General features: G+C 68.8%; 30 protein-coding genes, 3 tRNA genes and 1 riboswitch. Of the genes, 15 read left to right on the forward strand and 18 right to left on the reverse strand.

All coding sequences use genetic code 11. The annotated features are described in order from the left end of the window. Positions 1-1,872 (forward strand): hypothetical protein (locus AB0B82_RS24945; protein WP_360173072.1); only part of this gene is annotated, 1,872 nt, incomplete at its 5' end. 796 nt (positions 1,873-2,668) lie between these two features. Here AB0B82_RS24945 and AB0B82_RS24950 read toward each other — a convergent pair. The 4 genes from AB0B82_RS24950 to AB0B82_RS24965 form a co-directional block, all read right to left on the reverse strand. Next, positions 2,669-3,316 (reverse strand): nitroreductase family protein, encoded by a 648-nt coding sequence (locus AB0B82_RS24950; RefSeq protein WP_360173075.1) that lies wholly within the window; start codon positions 3,314-3,316, stop codon positions 2,669-2,671. Between the two features lie 37 nt (positions 3,317-3,353). Continuing rightward, positions 3,354-3,971: an L-threonylcarbamoyladenylate synthase gene (locus tag AB0B82_RS24955; RefSeq protein WP_360173078.1), complete on the reverse strand. Its 618-nt coding sequence runs from the start codon at positions 3,969-3,971 to the stop codon at positions 3,354-3,356. Between the two features lie 11 nt (positions 3,972-3,982). Further along, entirely contained in the window at positions 3,983-4,438 is a 456-nt protein-coding gene (locus AB0B82_RS24960) for a class F sortase (RefSeq protein WP_360173200.1), read from the reverse strand. Between the two features lie 266 nt (positions 4,439-4,704). Next, on the reverse strand, positions 4,705-5,520 hold the full coding sequence (locus AB0B82_RS24965) for a DUF4397 domain-containing protein (RefSeq protein WP_360173081.1): 816 nt from the start codon (positions 5,518-5,520) through the stop codon (positions 4,705-4,707). A gap of 216 nt (positions 5,521-5,736) precedes the next feature. Here AB0B82_RS24965 and AB0B82_RS24970 point away from each other — a divergent pair, with 216 nt between their 5' ends. Further along, positions 5,737-6,522 carry a hypothetical protein gene (locus AB0B82_RS24970; RefSeq protein ID WP_360173084.1) on the forward strand — a complete coding sequence of 262 codons (786 nt, stop codon included), beginning with the start codon at positions 5,737-5,739 and terminating at the stop codon, positions 6,520-6,522. A gap of 4 nt (positions 6,523-6,526) precedes the next feature. Next, positions 6,527-8,005 carry a DHA2 family efflux MFS transporter permease subunit gene (locus tag AB0B82_RS24975; protein ID WP_360173087.1) on the forward strand — a complete coding sequence of 493 codons (1,479 nt, stop codon included), beginning with the start codon at positions 6,527-6,529 and terminating at the stop codon, positions 8,003-8,005. Between the two features lie 24 nt (positions 8,006-8,029). Here AB0B82_RS24975 and AB0B82_RS24980 read toward each other — a convergent pair whose 3' ends face one another. After that, positions 8,030-8,770: a DNA alkylation repair protein gene (locus AB0B82_RS24980; RefSeq protein WP_360173090.1), complete on the reverse strand. Its 741-nt coding sequence runs from the start codon at positions 8,768-8,770 to the stop codon at positions 8,030-8,032. Positions 8,771-8,958: 188 nt separating this feature from the next. Here AB0B82_RS24980 and AB0B82_RS24985 point away from each other — a divergent pair, with 188 nt between their 5' ends. Then, positions 8,959-9,342 carry an STAS domain-containing protein gene (locus tag AB0B82_RS24985; RefSeq protein ID WP_360173093.1) on the forward strand — a complete coding sequence of 128 codons (384 nt, stop codon included), beginning with the start codon at positions 8,959-8,961 and terminating at the stop codon, positions 9,340-9,342. A gap of 201 nt (positions 9,343-9,543) precedes the next feature. After that, positions 9,544-10,272, forward strand: a complete 729-nt coding sequence (locus tag AB0B82_RS24990; RefSeq protein WP_360173096.1) for a polyprenol monophosphomannose synthase — start codon at positions 9,544-9,546, stop codon at positions 10,270-10,272. 24 nt (positions 10,273-10,296) lie between these two features. Here the strand turns inward: AB0B82_RS24990 and AB0B82_RS24995 are convergent, their stop codons facing one another. The 5 genes from AB0B82_RS24995 to AB0B82_RS25015 all read right to left on the reverse strand — a co-directional run bounded on the left by AB0B82_RS24995 (position 10,297) and on the right by AB0B82_RS25015 (position 12,738). Continuing rightward, positions 10,297-11,331 (reverse strand): hypothetical protein, encoded by a 1,035-nt coding sequence (locus tag AB0B82_RS24995; RefSeq protein ID WP_360173099.1) that lies wholly within the window; start codon positions 11,329-11,331, stop codon positions 10,297-10,299. Between the two features lie 96 nt (positions 11,332-11,427). Further along, entirely contained in the window at positions 11,428-11,778 is a 351-nt protein-coding gene (locus AB0B82_RS25000; RefSeq protein WP_360173101.1) for a metallopeptidase family protein, read from the reverse strand. Positions 11,779-11,795: 17 nt separating this feature from the next. Then, complete coding sequence (locus AB0B82_RS25005) at positions 11,796-12,092, reverse strand: LuxR C-terminal-related transcriptional regulator (protein ID WP_360173104.1); 297 nt, start codon at positions 12,090-12,092, stop codon at positions 11,796-11,798. Continuing rightward, entirely contained in the window at positions 11,999-12,547 is a 549-nt protein-coding gene (locus AB0B82_RS25010; RefSeq protein ID WP_360173107.1) for a hypothetical protein, read from the reverse strand. The genes AB0B82_RS25005 and AB0B82_RS25010 overlap by 94 nt, the downstream gene beginning before the upstream one ends. A 56-nt stretch (positions 12,548-12,603) precedes the next feature. Then, positions 12,604-12,738 (reverse strand): hypothetical protein, encoded by a 135-nt coding sequence (locus AB0B82_RS25015; RefSeq protein ID WP_360173109.1) that lies wholly within the window; start codon positions 12,736-12,738, stop codon positions 12,604-12,606. Positions 12,739-12,868: 130 nt separating this feature from the next. On the opposite strand from AB0B82_RS25015, the gene AB0B82_RS25020 reads away from it, so the two are divergent. The 4 genes from AB0B82_RS25020 to AB0B82_RS25035 all read left to right on the forward strand — a co-directional run bounded on the left by AB0B82_RS25020 (position 12,869) and on the right by AB0B82_RS25035 (position 14,605). Further along, positions 12,869-14,035, forward strand: a complete 1,167-nt coding sequence (locus AB0B82_RS25020) for a hypothetical protein (protein WP_360173112.1) — start codon at positions 12,869-12,871, stop codon at positions 14,033-14,035. Positions 14,036-14,271: 236 nt separating this feature from the next. Further along, positions 14,272-14,344 (forward strand) — tRNA-Glu (locus AB0B82_RS25025). 59 nt (positions 14,345-14,403) lie between these two features. Next, a tRNA-Asp gene (locus AB0B82_RS25030) sits at positions 14,404-14,480 on the forward strand. A 49-nt stretch (positions 14,481-14,529) separates the two neighbouring features. Next, a tRNA-Phe gene (locus AB0B82_RS25035) sits at positions 14,530-14,605 on the forward strand. A 109-nt stretch (positions 14,606-14,714) separates the two neighbouring features. Here AB0B82_RS25035 and AB0B82_RS25040 read toward each other — a convergent pair. Further along, positions 14,715-14,900 (reverse strand): hypothetical protein, encoded by a 186-nt coding sequence (locus AB0B82_RS25040; protein ID WP_360173115.1) that lies wholly within the window; start codon positions 14,898-14,900, stop codon positions 14,715-14,717. Between the two features lie 319 nt (positions 14,901-15,219). On the opposite strand from AB0B82_RS25040, the gene AB0B82_RS25045 reads away from it, so the two are divergent. Further along, complete coding sequence (locus AB0B82_RS25045) at positions 15,220-16,338, forward strand: helix-turn-helix domain-containing protein (RefSeq protein WP_360173118.1); 1,119 nt, start codon at positions 15,220-15,222, stop codon at positions 16,336-16,338. Next, positions 16,335-17,540, forward strand: coding sequence for a hypothetical protein (locus AB0B82_RS25050; RefSeq protein ID WP_360173121.1), 1,206 nt, complete (start codon positions 16,335-16,337; stop codon positions 17,538-17,540). Before AB0B82_RS25045 ends, AB0B82_RS25050 begins: the two co-directional genes overlap by 4 nt. Here the strand turns inward: AB0B82_RS25050 and AB0B82_RS25055 are convergent. The 4 genes from AB0B82_RS25055 to AB0B82_RS25070 form a co-directional block, all read right to left on the reverse strand. Beyond that, a complete protein-coding gene (locus tag AB0B82_RS25055) occupies positions 17,487-17,963 on the reverse strand; it encodes a GNAT family N-acetyltransferase (protein ID WP_360173124.1) in 477 nt (158 codons plus the stop codon). The two genes, AB0B82_RS25050 and AB0B82_RS25055, sit on opposite strands and share 54 nt — an antisense overlap. 108 nt (positions 17,964-18,071) lie before the next feature. Further along, positions 18,072-19,130: a serine hydrolase domain-containing protein gene (locus AB0B82_RS25060; RefSeq protein WP_360173126.1), complete on the reverse strand. Its 1,059-nt coding sequence runs from the start codon at positions 19,128-19,130 to the stop codon at positions 18,072-18,074. A 135-nt stretch (positions 19,131-19,265) separates the two neighbouring features. Continuing rightward, complete coding sequence (locus AB0B82_RS25065) at positions 19,266-19,499, reverse strand: hypothetical protein (RefSeq protein WP_360173129.1); 234 nt, start codon at positions 19,497-19,499, stop codon at positions 19,266-19,268. Then, positions 19,496-20,230 carry an MFS transporter gene (locus AB0B82_RS25070; protein WP_360173132.1) on the reverse strand — a complete coding sequence of 245 codons (735 nt, stop codon included), beginning with the start codon at positions 20,228-20,230 and terminating at the stop codon, positions 19,496-19,498. The genes AB0B82_RS25065 and AB0B82_RS25070 overlap by 4 nt, the downstream gene beginning before the upstream one ends. Positions 20,231-20,324: 94 nt before the next feature. Here AB0B82_RS25070 and AB0B82_RS25075 point away from each other — a divergent pair, with 94 nt between their 5' ends. Together AB0B82_RS25075 and AB0B82_RS25080 are read left to right on the forward strand one after the other, a co-directional pair. Beyond that, on the forward strand, positions 20,325-20,978 hold the full coding sequence (locus AB0B82_RS25075) for a TetR/AcrR family transcriptional regulator (RefSeq protein ID WP_360173135.1): 654 nt from the start codon (positions 20,325-20,327) through the stop codon (positions 20,976-20,978). A 100-nt stretch (positions 20,979-21,078) separates the two neighbouring features. Beyond that, positions 21,079-21,264, forward strand: a complete 186-nt coding sequence (locus AB0B82_RS25080; RefSeq protein ID WP_360173138.1) for a YegP family protein — start codon at positions 21,079-21,081, stop codon at positions 21,262-21,264. Between the two features lie 79 nt (positions 21,265-21,343). Here the strand turns inward: AB0B82_RS25080 and AB0B82_RS25085 are convergent, their stop codons facing one another. Continuing rightward, positions 21,344-21,706 (reverse strand): YciI family protein, encoded by a 363-nt coding sequence (locus AB0B82_RS25085; protein ID WP_360173141.1) that lies wholly within the window; start codon positions 21,704-21,706, stop codon positions 21,344-21,346. A 98-nt stretch (positions 21,707-21,804) separates the two neighbouring features. Here AB0B82_RS25085 and AB0B82_RS25090 point away from each other — a divergent pair, with 98 nt between their 5' ends. Continuing rightward, on the forward strand, positions 21,805-22,779 hold the full coding sequence (locus tag AB0B82_RS25090; protein ID WP_360173144.1) for a pyridoxal-phosphate dependent enzyme: 975 nt from the start codon (positions 21,805-21,807) through the stop codon (positions 22,777-22,779). A gap of 254 nt (positions 22,780-23,033) precedes the next feature. After that, positions 23,034-23,226, forward strand: a riboswitch (cyclic di-AMP (ydaO/yuaA leader). Then, entirely contained in the window at positions 23,226-24,086 is an 861-nt protein-coding gene (locus AB0B82_RS25095; RefSeq protein WP_360173146.1) for an NlpC/P60 family protein, read from the forward strand. (Overlaps the previous riboswitch by 1 nt.) A gap of 144 nt (positions 24,087-24,230) precedes the next feature. Here the strand turns inward: AB0B82_RS25095 and AB0B82_RS25100 are convergent, their stop codons facing one another. Then, positions 24,231-24,887, reverse strand: coding sequence for a response regulator transcription factor (locus tag AB0B82_RS25100; RefSeq protein WP_360173149.1), 657 nt, complete (start codon positions 24,885-24,887; stop codon positions 24,231-24,233). Continuing rightward, positions 24,884-26,056, reverse strand: a complete 1,173-nt coding sequence (locus AB0B82_RS25105) for a histidine kinase (RefSeq protein ID WP_360173152.1) — start codon at positions 26,054-26,056, stop codon at positions 24,884-24,886. The genes AB0B82_RS25100 and AB0B82_RS25105 overlap by 4 nt, the downstream gene beginning before the upstream one ends. Positions 26,057-26,143 lie beyond the last annotated feature (87 nt).

Raw genomic sequence — 26,143 nt, forward strand, 5'->3', positions numbered from 1 at the left:
CTCGTCGCCGCCGCGATCGCACAAGCCGACCCCGCTCGCGCTCAGGCCGACGCGGAGGCGGCCGCGAAAGCGCGCGGGGTGTATGTGTCGCAGTCCGATGAGGCCGGCACCAAACGCATCTGGGTGCGGGCCGCGGCGGGTGCGGTGATCCGCTTCGACGCCACCATCGATGATCTGGCCCGGGCGTTGAAGGCTTTGGGTGACACCGACTCGCTGAACCAGCGCCGCGCGAAAGCGATCGACTGGATCGCCGACCCGGCCGCCGCCCACCAGTTGATCGAGGTCGCCCGTCACCTGGCCACCACCCAAGCCACCCCAGACAAGGCGGACGCGTCGGACACGGCAGCCCCGACGGGTGGCCCGGGCTCGACCCGTACGCCGAAGGTGACGGGTTCGCCGGACATGACGCCTGCGCGGGATGCGGCGGGTACGCCGGGCACGGCTTCCCCCAATGTGACAGGTACGCCGGACCTGCCGGACGCGCAAGCTACACCCGACGCGGGCGGTGCGCCGGACGCGGACGCTGCGGAGCACCCGGTCGCCGCGACGGACCCCGCCGCGAACAACGCCCACACCCACCCAGGCACCAGCACTCCCTCAGATGCCGCCCGCGCTGCCACAGGCAACGACACCGAAGCCTCCCCGGGGACCGACACGGGAGCCGACCCGGGAGCTACCCCGGGAGCTGACCCGGGCGCGGCAGCCATGTCGCCGAGCGCGTTCGGTGCGCGCGGCGCGTCCAGCGCGTTCGGTGCACGCAGCGCGTCCAGCGCGTCCAGCGCGTCCAGGACGGGCGGCGCCTCGAGCACGGGCCATGTGTCCAGTGCGGGCGGCGTGGCCAGTGCGGGCGGCGTGGCCGGCACGGGCAGCATCGCCGAGCCGTTCGATGAGGAGCACGCGCGGCTGGAAGAGGCGTATCTGATGGAGTCCCTCGGCTGGGAACCCACGTCCACCGACGCTACCTGGCAGCCCCCGCTCGACGACACCTTCGCCACAACCCAGCCCGCACCACCCCAAAAGCCCGGCCGCACCTCCGACTGCGACACCGGCTGTGACACCGACTGGGGCATCGATTGGGACGGCGACCAGGACACGAACGCGGACGCGGACGGGGAAGTCGGCCCCGTCGGCGCGGGCGGGGCCGCTGATGCGGGTGCACCCGTGGACGAGGACACGTTCACCCGCCGCGGCCTGGCCGCCACCCTCACCGCCCGGCTGGCCGCGATCAAACACGACGCGCACCGCACCGGCCTGGGTGCCGGTTCCACAGGCCGCGGACGCGCCCGGCACACCGTCTACGTGCACCTGACCGACCTCACCCTGGCCACCGGCACCGGCGTACTGCGCGTCGAACAACTCGGACCGCAACTGGCCACCCAGTTGACGGAACTCCTCGGCCACGACCATTTCGTGGTCAAACCGGTCATCGACCTGCACGACCAAGTCAGCGTCCACAGCTACGAAATCCCCGACCGCATCCGCGAACGCGTCCGCCTACGGCACCCGGTCGACATGTTCCCCTACAGCGGCGCGGAAGCCACCGTACGCATGGACCAAGACCACATCACCCCCTACGACCACACCCGCGACCGCGGCGCCGATCCAGAACCACCAGGCAACCAAGCCGACCAGAATGACCAGGCTGACCGGGGTGACCGGGGTGACCGGGGTGGGCAAGGGACCCAGCCCGGCCAGACGAGTGTCGACAACCTGATACCGCAAGGCCGACTCCACCACCGGGCCAAAACCTTCGGTGGCTGGCACAACCGGCGCCTGCCCAGCGGCGCCGTCGCCTGGGTCAGCCCGCACGGGTTCCGGTTCATCGTCGACCACACCGGCACACACCAACTCCCACGCAACCGAACCGGCTAACGCCAGTGCCCGCCGCATCGCCCGGCCGACCGACCGAATCAACCAAGGTCGTCGCCGGGCGATCAGGCATGTCCCCGTCCAAAAGGCCGCCCGGTCACGGACGTGGTGCAGGAACCCCTGGCTCATCCCACACGACCAGCAACCAACGGCCGGCGCGGCAGCGAATGGTCGGCACACCGACGAGCGGCCGGCGCGGCAGCGAATGGTCGGCACACCGACGAGCGGCCGGCGCGGCAGCGAGTAGTCGGCACACCGACGAGCGGCCGGCGCGGCAGCGAATGGTCGGGCGCACCGACGAGCGGTCGGCGCGGCAGCGAATGGTCGGCGCGCCGGCGAACCGAGCGCGCGGAACGGATCTGCCCTGCCGACCGACCCCGAGCTCGACCGCCGCCACCCGGCATCACCGCCCGGCACCACCGCCCGCCGTCACGACCTCCACCAAGCACGCGAACCCGCCCGGAGCACAGCCAGCGCCGCGGAGCCGAGGTCCAGGAACGGCCCCGCCGGCAGCAGACCGACCCCGAACCCGACCTCGTACCCCGCCTCCTGGCATCACAGCCCGGCGTCACGACCTCCACCAAGCGCGCGGACCACCCGGCACAGGCACAGCCGGACCCGGCGAGCCGAGGACAAAGAAGAGCCATGCCTGCTGCAGACCGAACCCGAGTTCGAAGGCTCGAGCCGAGCTCGAACGCTGCCCGACACCACCGCCGGACGTCGCCGCCGGACGTCGCCGCCGGACGTCGCCGCCGCCTCCGTGCCCGCGGTCTTGACGTGTACATCCAGGCGCCGAGAATCACCAACTGTCGATGTGCAGGACCTCGTCCAGTGGCTGTCGTGGTGCGGGCTTGAAGTCGGTGCCGATCGAGTACGCGGTCGGGATCAGCACGGTCTGCCGGATCTCCTCGGGCAGGCCGAGCAGTTCGCCGACCTCCTGCTCGTAGTTGAGATGCAGTGTCGTCCACGCCGTCCCGAGGCCGCGCGCCCGTGCCGCGAGCATGTAACTCCACGCCGACGGCAGAATCGAGCCCCACAGGCCGGACTGGTTCCCGGCGGGCAGCTTGCGCGCCTCCAGGCACGGAATGACCAGCACCGGCACCTGTCCCATCCGCTCGCCCAGGTAGGCGACGCCGTCACCGATGCGGCGCTGGATCGGTCCGCGGACCGGGTCGTCGGCGTACAGCTTGCTCGCTGCGCCCGGACCGGCCAGGTACTGCTCGACAGCCCGCCGGTAGTACTCGCCGATCGCCGCGCGCTTCTCGGCGTCGGTGATGACCAGCCAGTGCCAGGTCTGGCGGTTGCTCCCTGACGGCCCCTGCAGCGCGATCTCGATACACTCTCGCACCAGCTCCATCGGCACCGGCCGTTCCAGGTCGAGCCGTTTGCGGACGGTTCTGGTCGTGGTGAGCAGCTCGTCGGGGTTCAGGTCGAGTGTGTAGGTCACGGCGACCAGTCTGTCAGTCGAGCAACCACGTCCGGCGTCACTCGAACGGCGTCGGATCCCCCGCCCCCACCCGGACCACCTCGGGGACGTCGTCGGAGAAGTCCACGACCGTGGTCGGCTCGGTGCCGGCCTCGCCGTCGATGACCGCGTCGATCTGGTTGTCGAGCTCTTCCTTGATCTCCCAGCCCTGCGTCATCGGCTCATCCTGGCCGGGCAGCAGCAGGGTGCTGGACACCAGCGGCTCACCCAGCTCCGCCACCAGCGCCTGCGTCACCACGTGGGCCGGGATGCGCACACCGACGGTCTTCTTCTTCGGGTGCAGCAGCCGGCGCGGCACCTCTTTGGTGGCTGGCAGGATGAAGGTATAGCTGCCAGGTGTGGCCGCCTTCACCGACCGGAAGACCGCGTTGCTGATGTGCACGAACTGCCCGAGCTGCGCGAAGTTCTCGCACACCAGCGTGAAATGGTGCCGATCGTCCAGTTGCCGGATCGTGCGGATCCGGTCGATGCCGTCCCGGTTGCCGAGCTGGCAGCCCAGCGCGTAGCACGAGTCGGTCGGGTACGCGATCAGCCCGTCCTCCCGCAGCAGGTCCACAACCTGGCCGAGCGACCGGCGCTGGGGGTTGTCGGGATGGATGTCGAAATACCTGGCCATGACCGCCGAGCCTACTGCGCGGGGCCGAGCGGTTCAGCCGTCACCACCAGGTTCTCCTCGTAGCCGCCGCGTGCCACGTCGTACGCGCCGGTGCAGGTGATCAGGACGAGCCGGTGCGCGGTTGTCTGGTCGAACGCCCCGCTCTGCGTCGCGAGTGCGTCCTTCCGCACCGATCCGATCGAGACGACCCGGTACGACGCAGTACGGCCGGCACCGCGCAGTACGACGACCTCACCGCGCCGTACGCCGAGCAACCGGGCGAAGAAGCCGACGCCCTCGGTCTTGCTGTCGACGTGTCCGGCCAGCACCACCGAGCCGAACGGATCACCCGCCTGGGCGCCACCGTCCCACCAACCGACCCGCCGCGCCGTCGCTGGTAACTGCAACTGCCCGTCGACCGTCACCGCCGGTACGACGGGTGCCTGCGCACCACCTGGTAGCAGGACTCGTTGGGGAACGAAACGAATCCGCTGACTGGCCGCCGGCGTGCCGACCCGCCCCGGCGGTGCTGGAGTGCCGAAAGACGGAGTGCCGAAAGTCGGGGTGCCGAAAGTCGGGGTGCCGAAAGACGGGGTGCCGGAGGGCGATGTGGTCGCGGGTGGCGTGCCACGGAGGGCGAAGAAGTCGTACGTGCGCACCGGCGACGGCGGTGCCGTAGGCGTCGCGCTGCCCGCCCCGGACGAGCATGCGGTCAGGGCGAGACAGCACAACGCCGTACCGGCGAGCCCGAGCTTCAGCGACGTACCGCCTTCCGCGCCGTCACCACCGCGACGCCGAGCGCGGCCAGGAACACCACGACCCACAGCCCCGCCTGGCCGGCTGAGCTCTGCACCTGCTGAAGCCCGGCCGCCTGGCCGCCGGTCCCTGCGTTCACCTCACCCGGTTTGTCCGACCCGGTCGCCGGGAGTTTGATCGTGCCGAGCGCGACCGTCATCGTCTGCTGACTCGGGACGCCGATCGCGAACACCCGGGTCAGCACCCCCGCCGCCACCGGCAGGTCGAGCGGACCGAGCACCACCGGCGACGTCGCGCCGGTCGGCACGATGTCGACCTTGTAGGTGGCCGCCGGCACAACCAGGTCCAGGGACTCGCCGTTCGCGACGTTCTGGAACAGGACCTGCCCGTTCACCCGGATGTCGGCCGGACCGACCGCCGCGTCGTGCGCGACCCGCAGTGCCCCCTTGTCCTTCGGCACCGCGTCCAACTTGTTCGCGTACGTCGTGATCACCGGCGCACCGCTCGGCGAGACCGGCAGGTGAACGACCACGTCCAGGCTCGCTCCGGAACCGGCTGTCACTTCACGCTGAATGACTACCTGACTGCCCTGCCGGGCAGTGACCAGATGCTTCCCGGCTGTCACCGCGAACGGACCGACAATCTTCGCCCCGGCCACTCCGGCGGCAACCTGGCGGCCGTCGACGCTGAGATCCAGAGTGCGTCCGGGCAGCCCTTGAACGAAATACAGATTGGCGCCGGTCGCCGCCTCGGCCGGCGCCGTGACCAGCGCGGGAGCCGCGACGACGGCGATGGCGACCAGCGCCGGAAACACTCGGCGAATTACCGGACCGGAAATTCTCGAAATGCTTTTGTTGACCACCCGGAATTGCTCGGACACACTCCGTCCCCGCATTGTGATTCCCCCTCCGAAGTTCCTCGGAAATATGCTTCGGAAATTCCCCACCCCGAGAATTGGGGCGTATCGTATGCCCAAGTCAGACCCGACCGCCAGGGGATACGGTCAGGTCCGTATGGGGGCGGTGGCGGCGTGTCGACAGCCGGGCGTGCCGGGTTCCTCCCGGCGAGCACGACGGGGGTGGAGGAACCCGGACGTGCCGATGCCTGCCACCCGGGCACCCAATCGCCGCGGGCGCGGCTCCTGACGGCGGCCGCACTGCTGCCGGTGTTGGTCGTGGCCGCGGGCTGCACGAGTGACGACGCCCGGCCGGTTGCGCCGAGCCCCGGTGTGGCGACGTCGGAGTTGCCCGGGCCAGGTGGCGTGCAGCCGCCGGCCGCAGACCGGACCACTCCGGGAATCACGCTGACCGCGGTACCCCGCGCGGACGGCGCGTTCGATGTCACCGAGAACGTGCTGTTCGCCGAGGCCACGCAGATTCTGTTGTTGCAGCCGCCCGCCGCAGGTGACCAATTGCCCGGACTGATGGCCCCGACCATGCCGCGGGTGACGAATCTGAAAGTCATTGCCGACGACCGGTCCGTGCCACTGGACGACGCCCAACTGACCGGTCCCCGCAGCGTCCCGTTGATGGCCGCGGCCACCAGGATCCGGTTGACGTACCGACTGACCGGCTCGACGGTCCGCGCCACTCCGTCCCGGGCCACGCGCGCCGGCGCGGCGGTCCGGCCGCTCGCGTCGAGTACCGAGAGCACGCTGCCGACCGACGTCGTCGTCACCAGCGGACTGCTGAACGCGGTCTGCCCGTTGCTCGACGAGTCCCGGTGCGCGGTCGGTAACCCACCCCGCCTGGCGATCCGCCGCGGCATTCCGGCCGGCCGCGCCCTCGTCGTACTCCAACTCGATCTGCCACGCTGACCGCATGACACAACAGCCGATCGCGCTGGGCACCGCGCGCGGGCGGTGGGTGCTCGCGGCCACCGCACTCGGGTCGGGGATGGCCTTCCTCGACGGAACGGTCGTGAACGTCGCCCTGCCGGCGATGGGCGAGGACCTCAACGCCGGGATGGCCGGCCTGCAGTGGATCGTGAACGGCTACATGCTGATGCTCGCGTCGCTGGTGCTGCTCAGTGGTTCGCTCGGCGACCGGCTCGGACGGCAGCGGACGTTCGTGGTCGGCGTGATCTGGTTCGCGCTGGCCTCGATCGTCTGCGCGGCGGCGCCGAACCTCGAGGTGATGATCGCCGGCCGCGTCCTGCAAGGCATCGGCGGGGCGCTCCTCACGCCGGGCAGCCTCGCCATCCTGCAGACGTCGTTCCAGCAGTCCGACCGGGGCAAGGCGGTCGGCGCCTGGTCGGGTCTCACGTCGGTCGCCGCGGCCGTCGGTCCGTTCGTCGGCGGCAGCCTGGTCGACCGCGGCTCGTGGCAGCTGATCTTCCTGCTGAACGTCCCACTCGCTCTGGTCACCGTGCTGATCACGGTCCGGCACGTGCCCGAGACCCGGGACGAGCAGGCCGCGGGCAAGCTCGACGTCACCGGCGCCGTCCTCGCGACCGTCGGCCTGGCCGGTCTGACCTACGGCTTGATCAGCGCGGGCGACCACGGCTTCGGCGACGCGATGGTGCTGTCCAGTCTGATCCTCGGCGCGGTGGCACTGGCGGCGTTCGTCGAGGTGGAGCGGCGCGGCTCGCATCCGATGCTGCCGCTGAGCATCTTCGCCAACCGGCGCTTCACCGGCGCGAACCTGGTCACGGTCGTCGTGTACGGCGCACTCGGTACGGCGACCTTCCTCGTCGTCGTGTACCTGCAGACCGCACTGAACTACTCCGCACTCTGGGCCGGCGCGTCACTGCTGCCGATGACCATCCTGATGCTGTTCCTGTCCGGGTACGCCGGTGGTCTGGCGGACCGGATCGGGCCGCGGATCCCGATGACCGTCGGCCCACTGCTGATGGCCGGCGGATTCCTGCTGATGCTCCGGATCAACATCGGCACCAGCTACTACACCGCAGTACTGCCGGCCGTGATTCTGCTCGGGCTCGGACTGGTCTCGACGGTCGCGCCGCTGACCGCCACCGTCCTGGCGTCGGTCGCGGACCACCACGCCGGCATCGCGTCCGGCGTCAACAACGCGGTCGCCCGGTCGGCGCAGCTGATGGCGGTCGCGGCGATCCCGATCGCGGCCGGCATCACCGGTGACACCTACCGGGATCCTGTTGCCTTCCACAACGGATTCGGCCGGGCGCTGTGGATCTCCGCCGGTCTCGCGGCGGGCGGCGCCGTGATCGCCTGGGTGACCCTGGGCGGTCCGCGCCGGCCACGCGAGGCCGAGATCGTCGAACATCACGTGCACTGCGCGCTCGAGGCGCCGCCGTACGCACACGGGAGAGCGCCAAGCTGATTTGTCGACATATCGCGGACGGGCTCAGCGCGCGAGGTAGCGTCGGCGGCTGTCCGGATCGAGGCGTTCGATGGCGTAGCGGAGCATCGTGCGCGGCATCCGGGACGAGTAGCGGTCGAGGAACGCGCGCAGTTCCTCCTCGGACACCCGCTTGCCCGCCTCGCGCAACATCCACCCGGAGGCCTTGTGGATCAGGTCCTCCCGATCGTCCAGCACCTCGACGGACAACGTGTAGGTGTCCTCGGTCTGCCCACGCCCGATCAGGTACTGCGTGGCGATCAGTGCGATCCGCCGTTCCCAGAGCGACTCAGAGCGGATCAACGTGTAGAGCGGATCGCGCGGCTTGTCGAACAGGTACCCGCCGACCACCTGCGGGGCGCTGCAATCCACCAGATCCCAGTTGTTGATGTACGCCGTACTGCGCAAATACAGCTCGTAGATCGCGGCGAGCTCGTCCGGGTCGACAGTGCGCGGTTTGAGACTGCGCGCCGCGCGATCGGCCAGCAGGCACAAAATCGCGAGACGGTGTTCGTGCACCGGGCTGGTAAGAGCGCGTTCGAGCTCGGGCAGCGGCAGGCCGGCCCGCAGGTACGGCTTGAGGATGCCGCGGATTGTCGAAAGCTTGACGCCGATCATCCGGTCGCCATGACCGTATCCGCCCGGCTGCAGCTGGAAGTAGCGCGCGAGGGCCTCCGCCACCGCGGGGTCGGCGACCGCGTCGACCTCCGCGATCAGGCTCTCCGTCGTGAGCACCGTCAGACCCATACCACCTTGTCTATCACCCGGCCTAGGTCGGGCGTTTGCTCGACTTCGGCGAGGTCACGCTCCGGGGTCGATCGTCGACAGAACCGTTGTGACACAAGCACGTTGGGGCATACGGTGGGAGTGCAGGACAGTTCCATTCCGCCAGAACCCACCCGCGTTCGTGGCGCTACCCCGGGGGAGAGACCCGCGTGACCAGCCACCCAGAGCCGCGGGACGGCGAGATGATCCGCACCACCTTCGACGCGGTGACCGAAGAGCTCGAACCAGGCGTGCTGCTGGTTCGGATGTCCGGCGAGATCGACATCGCGAGTACCGAGTTCGCCGCCGAGTCGATCCGGGCCGCCGTCGCACCGCCCGCGCGGCTGGTGCTGATCGACGTCTCCGCCGTCACCTTCTGCAGTTCGGCCGGGCTCGGCAACCTGGTCGAGGCCCGCAACCTGGCCGGCCGGCACAACATCACCCTCGCCCTTGTCGGCGTCGGCCGCCCGGTCGACCGCCCGCTGTCGGTGACCGGCCTCGGCGGCCAGTTCCGCATCTACGGCAGCGCCGCGGAGGCACTGGCCAGCCTCTGAGCACCGGCCAGTGCGTTGCCAGAGGCAACGATCACGGGCTTGGCGGCGACCGGCAGTACGCCGAATCCCGGCCGTTGGCGTCCCCCCGCTACCATCACCTTGCTGTGGTTCGTCGTCCCGACATCGACACCAAGCGCTATCACCTGCACGACCGTCGACCGGCGATGCGATAGCGTCCGGTGTCTCCGACGAAGGAAAGTCATGGGTGAGCTAGCCAAGATCGTGGTCGTCGTACCGACCTACAACGAGCGGGAGAACCTGCCCGTGCTGGCCGGGCTGCTGTCCGACCTGAACCTGCCCGGCCTGGAGCTTCTCGTCGTCGACGACAACTCCCCCGACGGCACGGGCGACGTCGCCGACGAACTGGCGAAGGAGTCGCCGGACAAGGTCAGCGTCCTGCACCGCACCGCGAAGGACGGCCTCGGCCGGGCGTACGTGGCCGGGATCACCCGCGCGCTCGACGAGGGCGCCGACATCGTCATCCAGATGGACGCCGACCTGTCGCACCCGGCCTCGGTCATCCCGACCATGGTCGAGACGCTGCGGACCACCGACGCCGGCGTCGTGATCGGCTCGCGCTACGTGCCCGGCGGATCCGCCGCGGCCGAGTGGGGCTGGCACCGGCGGGCGCTGTCCGCCTGGGCGAACTTCTACGTCAACGCGATTCTGCGGCTGCACGTCAAGGACGCCACCGCCGGGTTCAAGGCGTGGAAGGCCGACACGCTGCGCTGGATCGACGTCGGGTCGATCGAGAGCAACGGGTACTCCTTCCAGGTCGAGATGAACTACCGCACGGTCAAGCGCGGCCTGAAGATCGCCGAGGTCCCGATCCGGTTCGAGGAGCGCACCGAGGGCGTCTCGAAGATGAGCCTGAAGGTTCAACTCGAGTCCGCCCTGATGCCGTGGAAGCTGCTGTTCGGCCGTTCGTAGCCCGCTGCGCGTCCCCGCCCGCTCTCAGATCGAGCGGGCGATCGAGGCGAGCATGCGGTCGCCGTCGCGGAACACCACCTTCTGCGCGTCCCGCCGGGCCGCGACGCACAGCGTGGCCGTCACGTTGTGGATCGACTCGACGCCGGTCATCGTCGTGCACTTCGCAACCAGGGTGAAGACCGCACCGTCCGCCGAGGTGTAGCGGCCGGAGTACGTCGTCTGCGCCTGCGCACCGATGTTCGAGTTCGCCGGGCTGACGGTGCGGACCGGGCCGACCTTGGCCGACTTCAGCTTGTCGGCCTTGATCAGTGCGCGCGCCACCGCGACCACCTGGGTGCGTGGCGAGACCCCCGCCGGGGTGACCACCACCATGGCGGCGCCGGCCTGCGTGCCGGCGCCCAGCGTGACGGAGAACGTCGTCGAGCGGCTCTTGCGCCAGCCCGCGGCGGGTGCCACGTACACGTCGTCGTACACGAGGATGCCCTGGTCGATGTCCTTCAGCGTCCGGCGGCGCTCCGGGGTCGTTGACCTGGCCGACGGCGATGGTGGCGTTGTTGGTGTGGTCGAAGGCTCGGGCGACGGGGCCTCGGTCGTCGGGTTCGTCGTCGGGTTCGTCGTCGGGTTCTCGGTAGGCGTCTCGGCCGGGGCCGTGGCGGTCGGGACCGGCGGGTCGGCTTCGGCTGTGTCGCCGCCGCGGGTCAACAGGACGACGCCGCCTCCGACGAGCGCCAGCACCACAGCGGCCGCGGCTGCGGCGAACCAGGGTCCTTTGCCGCGCGGGGTGGGCGGCTGGGTGGCGTATGTGTCGTACTGCGGCGGCTGCGCGCCGTACTGCGGTTGCTGGTTGTACGGCGGCTGCTGGTTGTACGGCGGGCCTTGGTTGTACTGCGGTTGCTGGCCGTACGGCGGTTGCTGGCCGTACTGCGGTTGCTGGCCGTACCCAGGCTGCCCGTACTGCGGTTGCCCGTACTGGGGTAGCGGGCGGGTGGGTTCCGGAGGAGGGCCGTCCTGGCCGGGGCGGTTGTCCGGGTTCCAGGCGGGCGGTTGCTGATCGCTCACGGCGAGAGCCTCACTAGATCGTTCGAACGACAGGACGGACCGGTCCCCGAAACCGGGCCGCCCGAGGCTACCTCACCCGGCGCGTCCGGCCTACGGTCAGCCGTAGCCGAGTTCGTGCAGGCGGGCGTCGTCGATGCCGAAGTGGTGGGCGATCTCGTGCACGACGGTGATGTTGACCTCGTCGACCACGTCGTCGACGGTGTCGCAGATCGCCAGCGTCGGGTTCCGGTAGATCGTGATGCGATCCGGCAGGACGCCGCCGTAGTAATGCCCACGCTCGGTCAGCGGAACGCCCTCGTAGATCCCGAGCAGCTCCGGATCGTCGGCCGGCGGCTCGTCCTCGACGAAGACCGCCACGTTGTCGATCAGCGCGGCCAGCTCCTCCGGCACCTCGTCCAGCGCCGCTGCGACCAGCACCTCGAAGTCCGCCCGGCTCATCTCGATCACGGTGCCAGCGTAGTGACTCAGAGCCAGCCCTGACGGGACGCCTGGACGCCCAGCTGGAACCTCGTCTGCGCACCCAGCGCCTCCTGCAGCCGCCCGATCCGGCGGGCGATCGTCCGCTCGCTGACGCCGAACTCGCGGGCGATCGACTCGTCGGTCAGCCCCGCACTCAGGTAGGTCAGCAGCCGCTTCGCCTCCAGGCTCGGTCCGGCCGTCACGTCGTTCAGCTCGGTACCGCCGGTGATCGGTACGGCGATCCGCCACAGCGCCTCGAAGATGCGCTCCAGCCCGCCGAGCAGCGGTGAGTCGTGCACCACCAGTGCGACGAACTCAGGTCCGCGGCGTACATCCGTCCGCGCCCCCACCAGCGCCCACCGGTCGTCGACGATGTGATGTTCAGCGGTACGTGCGGAAACACCCGCGCCTGCTCGCCCGCGTCGATGCACTGCTGCACCAGGTGCAGTGCGCTCGCGTCCTGCAGTACATGCGCTCCGTAGATGACGTCGTACCGCACGCCGCGGTGCAGCGCGTCGAACAGCCCCTCCACGATGCGGAGTTCCTTCGCGGCGATGTTGCCCATGGTCATCGCCCGTACGTGCTCGTTCGCGTCACCCTGGACCGAGTTGAGCACGGACTGCGCGGCCTCGTACGTCGGGAGCACCTCGAGGTGGTCCTGCTTCCCCATCGCCGTTTTCCACAGCTCGGTGAGCAGGTCGGCGCTTTCCCTCGCCAGAGCGGCCTGTGCGGTGTGGCGCTCCGCTACAGCGTCCATGGCGAGGCGGGGCGGCTGTGCGCCGCCGTCTGCCCGCTCCACGAGCCCCAGTGCTGTCAGCTCGGCCAGACAGGTCTCGCTGTCACCGTGGCGGCCGCTATGACGTCAGACGGCGTACCCGGGTTCTGCAGCAGGTCGAGGTACAGCGTCTCGGCCGGTGCCGAGACACCCAGCGCCTGGAGCGGCTCCATGGCCTCTGTGTATCAGTCGGCGACAGGTTCCCGCCATGCCGGATTCCGACAGCACAACACCTCGTGGCGCCCACCGGTACGTGCAGATACTGATGCCGCTTTCTCCCCTCGGTCCCCCTAGGAGTTGTTTATGAGAAAGAGCATGGTCTGGTCGGCGGTAGCAGCCGTCGGCCTGTCACTCGGCCTGACGGCCACACCGGCCGCAGCCGATCCCGCGGCGCCGGCAGCGGTCCAGAGCCTCTCACCGGACGTCCAGCAGGTCGTTGACAACCTGCCGGCCATGCGGGCCCGCGCAGAGGCTCGGCGCGCCGAGCTCGGCCTGGCCGACAGCCCGGCGCGGGACGCCTTACTCGCAGCGATCGATCCGACGCAGTACGAGTGCTCCAGCGAGACACCGCCCGTCACCGCGGCCATCCTGCCCGACGTCGCCAGCTGGACCTTTGAACAGCGCCTGGCCGTTCTGCACGTGCTGCTGTTCGACATCGCGATGCTGGACGGCGTCTACTTCCCGCAGAGCGGCCCGCTCACGTACGGCGTACGGGGTGAATTCACTCACACCGTCGACAAGACGTTCCGCAACCTGAAGCGCTTCTGGGACATCTCCTCCGCCGACATCGACGTGGTACCGGCGCACGGCCGCATCATGCTCGACTCGGACCGGAACTACCGGGTCTTCACGGTCCTGTACGGCGCCGACCCGGCCGCCTCGCGCGTCTCGGCCGACCTGGTCGCGCACGAGCTGAACAGCGCGGCCCTCGGGTACGGCGACCTGCCCGTGTTCACCTTCAACGCCTACGCCTCCCCCGGCGGCGAGGACGTCCCCGGCTACGGCCTCTCGCACCGGCGGATCACCTTCGGCGACGGCGTACTCAAAGGGTTCGCCCGGGTCGGACTCGGCGACGTGGCGCCGCAGGCGATCCTCGCGCACGAGTTCGGCCACCAGATCCAGTACGGCGAGGACCTGATGAACAGCGACCTGCCCGCGCCCGAGGCGACCCGGCGGATCGAACTGATGGCCGACGCGTTCAGTGCTTACTTCCTCACCCACGCCCGCGGCGAATCGATGAACTGGAAGCGGGTGCAGGCGTTCGGCCAGATGTTCTACCAGCTGGGCGACTGCGGCTTCACCGCCGACGGCCACCACGGCACCCCGAACCAGCGGATGAAGTCCGCACTGTGGGCGTACGGCGTCGCGGACACCGCCCGGCCGCAGGGCTTCATCCTTCCCTCGTTGACCTTCGCCGACCGCTTCACCGCCCGGTACCCGCAGCTGATCGCCCCTGACGCGACGTCCTGACCGTCGCTCGATCAGCCGCCGCCGGCCGGTCACTCACCACCGGCCGGGGCGCCGTACGCCGAGTTCCTCCCGGCGTACGGCGCCCTCGCGGGACGGCGTTCGGCGCCCTCGCGGGACGGGGTTCGACGCCCTCGCGCGACGGGGTTCGGCGGCCGCGCGGGAACTCGTTTTGGAGCATGGCGGCAAACCCTCTATGCTTACGGCTGTCCCTGGAGCTTCGGCTCCCGCGGGTCCGAGTCCCCATCGTCTAGTGGCCTAGGACGCTGCCCTTTCAAGGCGGTAACGCGGGTTCGAATCCCGTTGGGGATACGGCCGAAAGGCCGGTGCAAGAAGTACCTCGAAGATGCTGTAAGATCATCGAGTCATCTGGCCCAGTGGCGCAGTTGGTTAGCGTGCCGCCCTGTCACGGCGGAGGTCGCGGGTTCGAGTCCCGTCTGGGTCGCCAGGAGAAGGCGGCGGTGTCCACAACAACACCGCCGCCGAGTTTTCTCCCCGGTCAGGTAGCTCAGCTGGTAGAGCGTCCGCCTGAAAAGCGGAAGGTCGGCGGTTCGAGACCGCCCCTGACCACCACCACCCTCTCCACCACCGGAGAGGGCTTTTTTATTCCGCAATCGCCACCCGACCAATCGGCGCGGCGAGCCCTTCTACTTCACCTCAGCACCAACGGCTTGTTTCACCGTTAGCGAGTTGTTTCACGCCAGCGCCGCAATAACCCGCCGACCAGTGGGGTCGCGGTTCTGGCCTCGAAGTCCACGTCGACGTCGAACACATCGAAAGGTGAACTGCGCCAGCCGGCGTTCAGGACCAGGTGCCGCAAGCTCACGACGATTGCTGCCGCCATCAACCCGTCGTCATCGGCGCGCATCAGCTCACTCCAGAGATCCCCGCCTGAGTCTGCAACACCCGAGTGGAGCGTTCGGCGTGGCGGGGCGTTACAGTTGGCTTCAGGTCGACTTCGGTATTACGGTAGACCCACGGTGTAACTGCGGTCGACCGCTACTTTGTCAGGAGCAGTGGTGGTCGGACCGTACGCGCGCGAGCCCCCAGCCCGACCACGGCGAACACGAACCGGGTGAACCTCGGTGGTGCGAAGTACAGCAGGGCTCGGTGAAGTCGGGTAGAGCGGGTGGCGGATCGGCCGGTCCTGGGCACCCGTAGTTGGTTGACCATTGACGGGAGTGACAGTGGCCCCTTCTCCAGAGGCCGTACGACTCGCCAGACGACTCCGGGACCTGCGGGAGACCGCTGGGCTGACCCAGAAGGACGTGTCGCAGGCGCTCAGCGCCGAGGTCCGGGTCGCGGTCGCGACGATCAGCTCCTGGGAGTCGCAGTCGAATCCGAAGCTGCCGCCGGAGGAGAAGCTCCGGGCGTACGCGTTGTTCTTCGCGATGTCGCCGCCACTGGAGCGAATGCCGCGTGAGCAGGACCTCAGTCCCGCGGAGCGTGAGCGGTTCACCTCCCTGCACCGTGAGCTCGTCATGCTGCGCGACGACGTTCGCCACCAGCAGACCGGCACGCCCTCCGCGAGTTCCTACACATTCGACTTCGAGTCCGGCCGGATCACGCTGATCTGCCCGGAGGTTCCCGAAGTCGGACGGTCGCCGCTGGCCGACGAGAACAACCCCAACCACACCAGGCTGTACCGGTACGCCGATCTCGACGCGCTGATCGAGATGTGGGGCCACGTCCGCGCGTCGAACCCGGAACTGCGGGTGCGCCACCGACTGCCGTCCGAGGTCACCGCGGACCATCTGTCCGGTCACCTGATCCTGATCGGCGGTATCGCCTGGAACCGGGTCACCAGCCGGCTGCTCCGCGTCCTCGACAACCTCCCGATCCGTCAGATGTCGGTCCCGGACCTGGCCGACGGCGAGATCTTCCGGTCGCGCGACGGCAGGGAGTACCGCCCGGTCTGGGAAGAGCGTAAGAACTCCGACGAGGAAGCCCCGACAGCAGAAGAGCTCGAGACCGAGCAGGCACAAGACGCTTGGAAGGGCGGCACGCCCCGCGAGCTCGTCGAGGACGTTGCGCTGTTCGCGCGACTCCCCAACCCGTTCAACCGCAGCCGTACTATCACCATCTGCAACGGCGTGTACAGCCGCGGAGTCTTGGGCTCGGTCCGGATGCTGACCGACGATGCCGTCCGCGAACGCAATGAGTCGTACCTGGCCAACAGATTCCCCGGCGGCGTCTACGGGCTGCTGACGCGCGTTCCGGTCATCAACGGCGAAGCCGTGACGCCGGACCTCGAGATCGAGGACAACCGGCTCTTCGAGTGGTCTCCGGAGGACGAGGGCGCATGAGCCGTCGAGCTCGACAAATCAAGGCGTCCCACGCCGGCCTGCTGTTCGACGGACCCGTCCCGATGGCGGCGTCGGCGAACACACGGCTCGATGCCATCGTCGTACCGGCTGCACGTCCGGCGTCGGAGCTGCAGAGCGTCATCAACTTGTCCGCCGAACTGCGGGTGCCGTTGGTCATCCTTTGCAGCCGGAGCGCGCAGGTCGCGCAGGTCGTTCGACGGGTGAATGCCAAGTTTCGCGCCCAGGCCCTGGTCATCGGCATTCCTGACGACTATCGACCGCCGTGCCCGGCGCCGCAGACGTCCGCCGAGAAGTTCCGGCAAGCCTCGGCGGGCCGGGTCAGCGACCTCAGCGCAAAGCGCAACATCGGCCTGTTGCTCGGCAGGCTGTGCGGATGGAACAAGATTCTGTTCGTCGACGACGACATCCGGCAGCTCAAGGCCAGGGACGTCCAGCGCCTGAATGTGTACCTCGACCGGCACCCGGTGGCCTCGATGGCGAGTTGGGATTTTCCGGACAACTCGGTGGTCTGTCACGCCCGGCGGCTGGTGAGCGCGCAGGATGTGTTCGTCAGCGGCGCGGTGCTCGGTGTCGATCTGCAGCGGCCGGAGCTGTCGTTCTTCGCCGATATCTACAACGAGGACTGGTTCTTCTTCGCCCGGCATGCGGCGCGCCGGGCGATTCCGAAGATCGGCGAGGTCCGGCAGCTCGAATACGACCCGTTCGCCGATCCGGATCGGGCCGCCCGGGAGGAGTTCGGCGATCTGCTGGCCGAGGGTTTGTTCGCGGCGTTCGAGGTGCAACCCGACGCGACCTTCGAGGATCAATTGCGGATCGCGATGCAGACGTCGTACTGGGACTACTTCAAGACTGTCCGGCTGACGACAATCACCGACACCTTGGCCGATGTGCGGGCGGCGAAGTCGTCGTTCGACGTCACCGAGTATCACCGGATCGAGAATTCGCTGGAAACCGCGCTGAAATGGGCGTTGAGCATTTCGCCGGAGCTGTGCGTCGAGTTCATCAAATGCTGGCAGGAAGACGAGGAGCTGTGGCAGAAGATGCTCAGCAACCTGCCGACCAACCTGAGCAAGCAAGAGGCGCTGAGCTACCTTCAGCTGGCGAACTGGACGTCGTGTGGCTACGGCCTACCCACCGAATCGGCGGAGCCGGGTCTCGAAACGGCCGGAGCCGTCAGCTAGCAGCTGGCGTTCGCCGGTCGGGTCGAAGCCGAGGCGTTCGTACACCGCGCGGGCGACCGTGTTGGTGTCCAGCACCCACACGCGCCACTCGGTGACGTCCGGTTCGACCGCGGCGAGCTCGGCGAGGACGGCTCGCAGGATGCCGGTACGGCGGTATCGTGGGTCGACCCAGACCGATTCGATGTGGCGTTCGGACGGCGGCCGGCCCTCGACGCGGACCGAACTGGCGAGGCCGATGATGCGGGCCGCGTCGCGCGCGACGACCCAGCGCATCCGGGTGAAACGTTCCCGCCAGCCGTCCTCTCCGACGGCGACCTCGTCCTCGTAGTCGGCGAGGTACGCGCTCGGGGAATCCTTCAGCGCCCGGAGGCGCACCTCCCGGGCGATCGGCCAGTCGTCGGCACCGAGCAAGGCGAGTTCCAAGGTCCCGGACCCCTTCGGGAGATGGCAACAGGCATCCATACCAGTGTCGCCGTTTCTCTCGGTGACGAAACCGGCCCGCCGACTATGTCACATCCGGTGACCGGTTTCTCAGCAGATCGCCTGGTCGATGAACGCGTCGACCGACGTGTCGGGGTTGTCCGGCAGCCGCGGCGTGACCGCGATCGTGACCTGGCGCCGGGTGTCCTCGGTCATGAACGTGTAGGCCTGGTAGGCCAGCGCGTCGCCGTCGTTGCCGTACACCCGGATCTTGCAGGCGGTGTCGTGCCACGAGAGGCCCAGACCGTATGCGCGGTCCGGCGTACCCGGCGTCTTCATTGCCTCGAGCAGCCGATCCGGCAACAACCGGCCGCCGAGCAGCGCATCGAAGAACCGGTTCAGGTCGCGCGTGGTCGAGATCAATTCACCGGCCGCGCCGAACAGCGACGGGTTCATCTGGGTGAAGTCGACCAGCTCGCCGTCCTTCGGTACGTACCCGTGCGCGTGCGGTCCCCTGAGGTAGGGCGACGTACCGGGCATCGACGTACCGTGCAGGCCGAGCGGGCGGATCAGGCGCCGCTCGATCTCCTCGGCGTAGGTGTGACCAGTGACCTTCTCGATGATCTCGCCGATCAGGACGTAGTTGGTGTTCGAGTAGTCGTACTGCGAACCCGGCTGGTCGAAAACGGGCGGATGTGCGAGAGCCTGCTCGATCTGTTCGGCCGGCGTCCACGTGCGGTGCTGGAGCTCGTAGAACGCCGGGTTCGGCGGCATCGGGAGTGTGTCCTTGAAGTCGTACAAACCGCTGGTGTGGTTGAGCAGGTGCCGCACCGTGATGTTCTCGCCGTTAGGGACGACGCCCGGCAGCCAGCGTTCCACCGGATCGTCGAGTCGCATCCGATGCTCGGCGACGAGCTGCAGTACGACGGCCGCGACGAACGTCTTCGTGATACTGCCGGCCCGGAACCGCCCCGCGACCGGGACCTTCCGCGTCGTGCCCAGCTCCGCCACCCCGCTGCTGCCACGCCAAACCCGCGTGCCGTCGCGTACCTCGGCCAGCGCCCCGATCGCCACCACTGCGTCGAGTTTGCGCTGCAATTCCATGTCCTGCGGCACGGCCGCTGCAGGCCCCAAAGCCATCGCCGCCGCCGTCACCAGTGCCACCATCATCCCGCTCTCCTCATGTGTCGATCCGGTTCCCCAGCCTTCCGGCGTCGCCCCGTCCGCACATCAGGGATCACCCCGTCAACCGCCTCCAGAGCCCCCAGTTCTCCAGTACCAGCACGAGGATGTTGCTCACGGCACCTACGCGGCGGCCGCAACCTCTGGGACCGGGGTGGACCTGGACCGCAGTTGCGGCGCGGCAAAGGTCAGCAGCAGGTTCGTGACGGCGAAGGCCGCGCCGACGAGGAGGCCCCGGTGATAGCCCGCTTGAAGCGCTTCAAGTCGGCCCGCGCCGTGAGCGAGTTGATGGTTGGTGTGGGCAACGGAAAGCGTCGTGACAATCGCGAGGCCGAGGGCCGCTCCGACCTGGCTCATCGAGTTGACGACGCCCGAGGTGGCGCCGGCCTCAGCAGGTCGTACGGCCGATACCGCGTTGATCTGCGCCGGAACGGTGACCAGCACGATGCTGAAGCCGAAGATGACGATTCCAGGCAGCATGTGCGTGCCGCGCCGAGGGCGTCGAACGTACGGCGACCCGTCGCGTGCCGGCGATCCGGGACGAACACCGGGATCAGCACGAGCAACGCGACCACGATCGGAACGTGGACGAAGAACACCCATTGCCAACTGAGCGAGTCAACGAGGACACCACCCGCGACGACACCGAGCGTGCCGCCGAGACCGGCCAGACCACCCCAGACGCCCAGCGCGAGGTTGCGCTCGCGGCCGTGGTCGAAGGTCGTGGTGAGGATCGCCAGCGCCGCCGGTGACAGCATCGCGCCGCCGAGGCCCTGCGCCGCCCGCGCCGCGATCAGCAGCTCCGGCGAGTTCGACAGCCCCGCGATCAGCGAGGACACACCGAACAGCACGATTCCCGCGGTGAACACCCGGCGCGCTCCGAGTAGATCGGCGGTCCGCCCGCCGAGCAGCAGGAAGCCGCCGAAGAGCAGCGTGTAGGCGTTGATGACCCACTGCAGGGTCGCGGCGGAGAAGTCCAGATCCGTCTGGATGTGGGGCAGCGCGACATTCACGATCGTCACGTCGAGCACCACGATGAACTGCGCGAGGGCCAGCACCGCCAGCGTGACCCAAGGACTGCGTCGCATCGTCGTACCTCATTCGGGAAGACTTGTGTACGCCGTACGTATACAGCGTAAGCTTACGCAGTAGACGGTAAGTCTACGGTGTAAACTTGTCAACATGGCCACCAAGGAACGACTCGATCCGGCGAAGATTGTCGACACCGCGCTGGCGATCGCCGACGAGGAAGGCCCGGCCGCGATTTCGCTCCGGAAGCTGGCCGCGCAGCACGACGTCACGCCGATGGCGCTGTACCGGCACTTCAAGGACAAGGACGACCTGCTCGCGGCGCTGGGCGCTCGCCTGCTGGCGGAGGTCGTCCTGCCGGAGCCGAGCGACGCGCCCTGGGACGTGCAACTGCGGGAGTTGCTGACCGCGGTAGTCACCGCGCTGCGCGCACATCCACGCCTGGCGGACCTGACCCGGACCCAGTTCCTGGTCGCCGAGGCCGGCCTGGCGCTGTCCGAGCGGACCCTGGACCTCCTGGTGCAGGGCGGATTCTCGGTCGACGACGCGGCGGAGGTCGGCCGGCAGACGGTCTCCGCGCTGGTCGCGCTGGTGGTCGGCGACCCGATCGCCCGCGAGGTCAGCGATCCCGAGGCGCGCGCGGCCTCGGTCCGGCGGAAGCAGGCGTCGCTCAACGCCCTGTCCCCCGAGCGGTACCCGCGGATCACCTCCGCCGCGCGCACCCTGATCTGGCCGAAGTCCCAGGACCGGTACTACGAGATCGGCATCGAACTCACCCTCGCCGGGATCCGCGGCATCCGCCCGTAGCCGGACCGAACAGCAGGACGGGCGTGTACGACCGGCGCGAGCGTGGCGAGCGGGTTACGCTCCGCAGTGGAGCGATACCACTGACAACGGAGGTACACCGATGGCGGGGAAGTTCGAGCTGTACAAGGACAAGTCCGGCGAGTTCCGGTTCCGCTTGAAAGCCGGGAACGGCGAGGTCATCGCGACCAGCAGCGAGAGTTACGGCTCGAAGGCCGCCGCGCTCAACGGAATCGATTCGATCAAGCGGAACGCCGCCGAGGCGAAGGTCGACGACCAGACCGACTGATCCGGCCGGACCCCCTGAGAACGACGAAACACGACGACGGCGGGCTTCCCCTGAGGGAGGCCCGCCGTCGTTCGTCGACTCAGAGACCGTCCTCGAACACGACCCCGCGGACCTCGACGCCCAGCCCTTCGATGGCGGCATCGGGAATCATCGCGGCCAGCTCGCAGGCACGCTCCCGAGACGCCACGTCGATCAGGTAGTACCCGCCAAGGAACTCTTTCGACTCCACGAACGGCCCGTCGGTGACGGCCGGAAGTCCGTCGCGGACCTTGACCGTCGCGGACTGCGCCGGCTGCTGCAGCGCGACGGTGCTGTGGAACTCACCGGTCGACTTGATCGTGTCGAGGAATTTCTGGTGCCCCGCGCCGATGGCCTGCTGCTCTTCCTCGGACAGCGCGTCGAGGACGTCGGAATTGATGTTCAGGACCAGTAGGTACTTCACGATGTCTCCTTCACACGCGGCACCCGGACGGGCGCCTCTCACCATCAGTACGGAGCGGGCTGGCGTCCTTTGACATCGACCGCGACTACCGTCGGATCGTGCTGAGTCTCACAGATGTCCGGGCCGCCGCCGAGCGCCTGCAGGCAGTGGCGCACCGTACGCCGGTGCTCACCTCGCGAACGCTCGACGAGCGAGTCGGGGCGCAGGTCTTCCTCAAGGCGGAGAACTTTCAGCGGATCGGTGCGTTCAAGTTCCGCGGTGCGTACAACGCGATCAGCCGGCTCACCGGCGAGCAACTGACCGCGGGCGTGGCGGCATACTCGTCGGGGAACCACGCGCAGGCGGTCGCGCTCGCCGCACAACTGGCCGGGACACCGGCGGTGATCCTGATGCCCGAGGACGCGCCGCCGACGAAGCTGGCCGCCACCCGCGGGTACGGCGCCGAGGTGGTGACGTACGACCGGTACACGCAGGACCGCACCGCATTGGCGCACGCATTGGCCGCGGAGCGTGGACGGACGCTGATTCCGCCGTACGACCACTACGACGTGATGGCCGGACAGGGAACGGTCGCGCTCGAGTTGATCGAGGAGGTCGGACATCTCGGCGCACTGCTCGTCCCGGTCGGCGGCGGCGGGTTGATGGCCGGCTGCGCGACCGCGGCGACGCTGATGGCGCCCGGAATCCGGATGATCGGGATCGAACCGGCCGCCGGGGACGACCACGCCCGGTCGCAGGCGGCCGGCGAGCGGGTCGAGATCCCCGTGCCGCGGACGATCGCGGACGGGCAGGCGATCTCGACGCCGGGCGAGCTCACGTTCGCGGTGAACCAGCGCCTGGTCGAGGCGTACGAACTGGTCAGCGACGAGGAGATCCTGGCCGCGATGGCGTTCGCGTTCGAACGGCTGAAGATCGTGCTGGAGCCGAGTGGCGCGAGTGCGCTGGCGGCCTTGCTGGCCGGACGGATCCACGGGCTCCCGGAGCGCGTCGGAGTGGTGCTGTCCGGCGGGAACATCGGGCTGGAGCGCTTCCACGAACTGCTCGGAAACTACCTGAACACGCAAGAACTTTAGGGTGCCCTGACCACCCTCTGTGCTCGTTGTCACAGAAAGCAATCATGAAATGTGACGGACGCCACACCGAAGCGCTCATTGGCCGCCTGAGCCCCGCTCGGGCACGCTCAGAGCACCAGGTCCGCACCCCCACTTCCTGATCCGTCAGAGGCCTACCGAGGGCCGCTGTGGCACTGGTCTGTGGATTCAAGGGTTTGCGCCGTGATCGTTCTGTTATACAGTCGTCGGCGGTTCGGTAAACAACACGAACCGCACACGAGTCAACGCCGAGCTCCGCCAGGCTCGTGTGCTCCCCTCGAACGAACCATGGCGGAGGTGGGGGACCCAGGAAGTTGGGTCTCGACCGTGAGTGGTCGGAACCCTGGGGTGAAGTCCGCGGGAGCGGACCGGGCGATGAATCCCAGCCCGAACCCGACAGCTAACCTCGCAGGCGTCGGGAGACAACCATGCCCGTCACTGCCCGACGGACGACGCTGTCGCGCGCCGTCACCGCTGAATCCAGTACCGACCGGCCGACCGGCCGGACCCTGGCGAAGCACCGCAAGACCAAGACCTCCCGTCCGGGCGCACCCCGCGCCGCTGCGGCCGTCCTCTCCGTCGGCCTCGCTGTCGGCGGCGGCGCCACGCTCTCCGTGACGACCACATCGACCGCCTCGGCGGCGACCACCTCCAGCGCCGCGACGACCGTTCCCCGGGGTTACTGGAGCATCGCGAGCAAGCCGCTGCTGCGGTTCCGCGACAAGGGCCCGACCGTCAAGTACGTCCAGAAGGCCCTGCACCTCGGCCCGGACGGCTACTTCGGCACCAGCACCGTCCGGATCCTGAAGAAGTTCCAGACCTCGTGGGGTCTGAAGCCGACCGGCACCACGGACAAGCTGACCTGGGGCCGGCTGACCTGGGCCGCCAAGCACAAGGTGCTCTACGGTCCGTACGGCGCCTCCGGCAGCTCGGTCGGAACGTTCCGAGCCAAGGTTCTGCGTGAGGCGGCCAAGCTCAAGGGCACGCCGTACCGCTACGGCGGCACCACGCCGCGCGGCTTCGACTGCTCCGGCTACACCGGCTACGTGTACAAGAAGGCCGGCAAGAAGCTCCCGCGTACGTCGCGTCAGCAGTACAGCGCGACCAAGCACATCAGCCGCAAGACCGCGAAGCCGGGTGACCTGGTGTTCTTCCGCAACAGCGGCGGCGGTGTGTACCACGTCGGCATCTACGCCGGTGGCAACATGTTGTGGCACGCCTCGAAGCCGGGTCGCCCGGTCGCGAAGGCGAAGATCTGGACCAGCCGCGTGGCCTTCGGCCGCGTCTGAGTCCTGACCGGACGGCGCCCGCCCCCCCCCCATCGGGCGCCCACCGGTCGTCAGCGTCCTCTCCCCCCAGGCACGCTGACTTCGAAACCGGCCCGAACCGTCGCTCTCCCCCACCCCTCCGACGGATCGGGCCGGTTTCTTGTCTCAGTCGTCCAGCAGGCCGGCTTCGTAGGCGAGGATCGCGACCTGGACGCGGTTGGTCGCGTCCAGTTTCACCAGGGCGCGGGAGACGTGCGCCTTCACCGTGGCCTCGCTCATGAAGAGCTTGCGGCCGATGTCCGCGTTCGGCAGGCCGCGACCGACCTCGACGAGCACCTCGCGCTCCCGCTCGGTCAGTCTGCCGATCCGCTCCTGCGCCGCCCGTTTCCGGTCCGCGCGCGGGTCTCCGGCGAAGTGCCCGATCAACCGCCGGGTGACCGCCGGCGAGAGCATCGCGTCACCGGCCGCCACGACCTTGATCGCCTGGACGAGCTCGCGCGGCGGGGTGTCCTTGAGCAGGAACCCACTGGCCCCTGCCTGCAACGCCCGGAACACGTAGTCGTCCAGGTCGAACGTCGTGAGCACGACGACCTTCGGCGGATCCGGCAGCGCCTGCACCGCACGAGTCGCGGCGAGCCCGTCGAGGCGCGGCATCCGGATGTCCATCAGGACGACGTCCGGCCGATGCTCCTGCACCATCACCGCGGCGTCCGCCCCGTCCTCGGCCTCGGCAACCACCTCGAGGTCGTCGTCGGACTCGAGGATCATCTTCAGCCCGGCCCGCACCAGCGCCTCGTCGTCCACGATCAACAGCCGCGTCATTGCTCCCCATCTCCGTACCGCGCCACGTCGGGCCAGGGGAGCCAGGCCTCGACTCGCCAGCCGCCCTCGGGTGTCGGACCGACCCACAACCGGCCGCCCACCAACTCGACCCGTTCGCGCAGGCCGACCAGGCCGGCGCCCGCACCGGGCAACAGTGAACCAGCGGCCACCGGCCGGACGTTCGTCACCCTGACCGTCACGCCGTCGCCGCGAGCCCCGTGGACACAGACTTCGGTCGCCGCACCACGGGCATGCTTGTGCACGTTGGTCAGCGATTCCTGCACCAGGCGATAGACGGTCCGCCCGACCGACACCGGTACGTCGAACGGCAGCGCAACGTCGTACCTGACTATGACGCCGGCCTCACGGGAGGCCTCGATCAGGCGCTCGAGGTCCGCGGCCTTCGGGACCGGCGCGAGGTCGGCTCCATCCACGCTGACGTCGGTCCGCAGGACGCCGAGCACCTCGCGGAGGTCCTCCATGGCCTGCCGGGCGGTCTCCCGGATCAGCCGGGCCGACCCTTCGACCTTCTCCGCGTCGACGGCCGGATTCACCTCCAGGCCGCCCGCGTGCAGCGCGATCAGTGAGACCTTGTGCGCGAGCACGTCGTGCATCTCCTGGGCGATCCGGGACCGCTCACCGAGCCGGGCCTGCTCACCACGCAACTCGCGCTCGGCCTCGGCCCGCTCGGCGCGATCCCGCAGCGACACCATCAGGTCGCGACGCGCGCCGATGTACGCTCCGGCGGCGATCCAGCTGCCGACCAGGAACGGCGCGGTGAAGAACGACACCCAGATCAGATTCCCGTCGCGCCAGTCGTAGACAACGTAGGCGGCGAACGCGGCCACGCCGAGAATCGCCAGCGCATGGTCGCGACGCCGGATCGCCAACGTCAGCAGGGCGAGACCCATCGGAACGAAGACCCCACCGACCAGCATCGCCAGCACGGTGATCGCCGTGACGGCCACGGGGAACCGCCGCCGCCAAAGCAGCACGACCGAGGCGACGATGCCGGCGCCGAGCACGAACCAGTCCTTGACCGACCAGCCGTTGTTGCCGGCTCCCGCTTGGACGACGATGGTCAGCAGACTGAACCCGACGTACAGAAAGTCGCGCAGGCGCGGGGCATGCCTGACCCACCAGGCGTACCACCGGCGCAACCGTCGCATTCGGTCACTGTAGTTCGGCGCTCGCCGCGATCACCTCCCACTTTCGGCTACGATCCGCGAGCGAACCGCATGACTTTCGTAGGGGGT

Origin of the sequence: Kribbella sp. NPDC048915, from assembly GCF_040649595.1 — a bacterium.
Taxonomy (GTDB): domain Bacteria; phylum Actinomycetota; class Actinomycetes; order Propionibacteriales; family Kribbellaceae; genus Kribbella.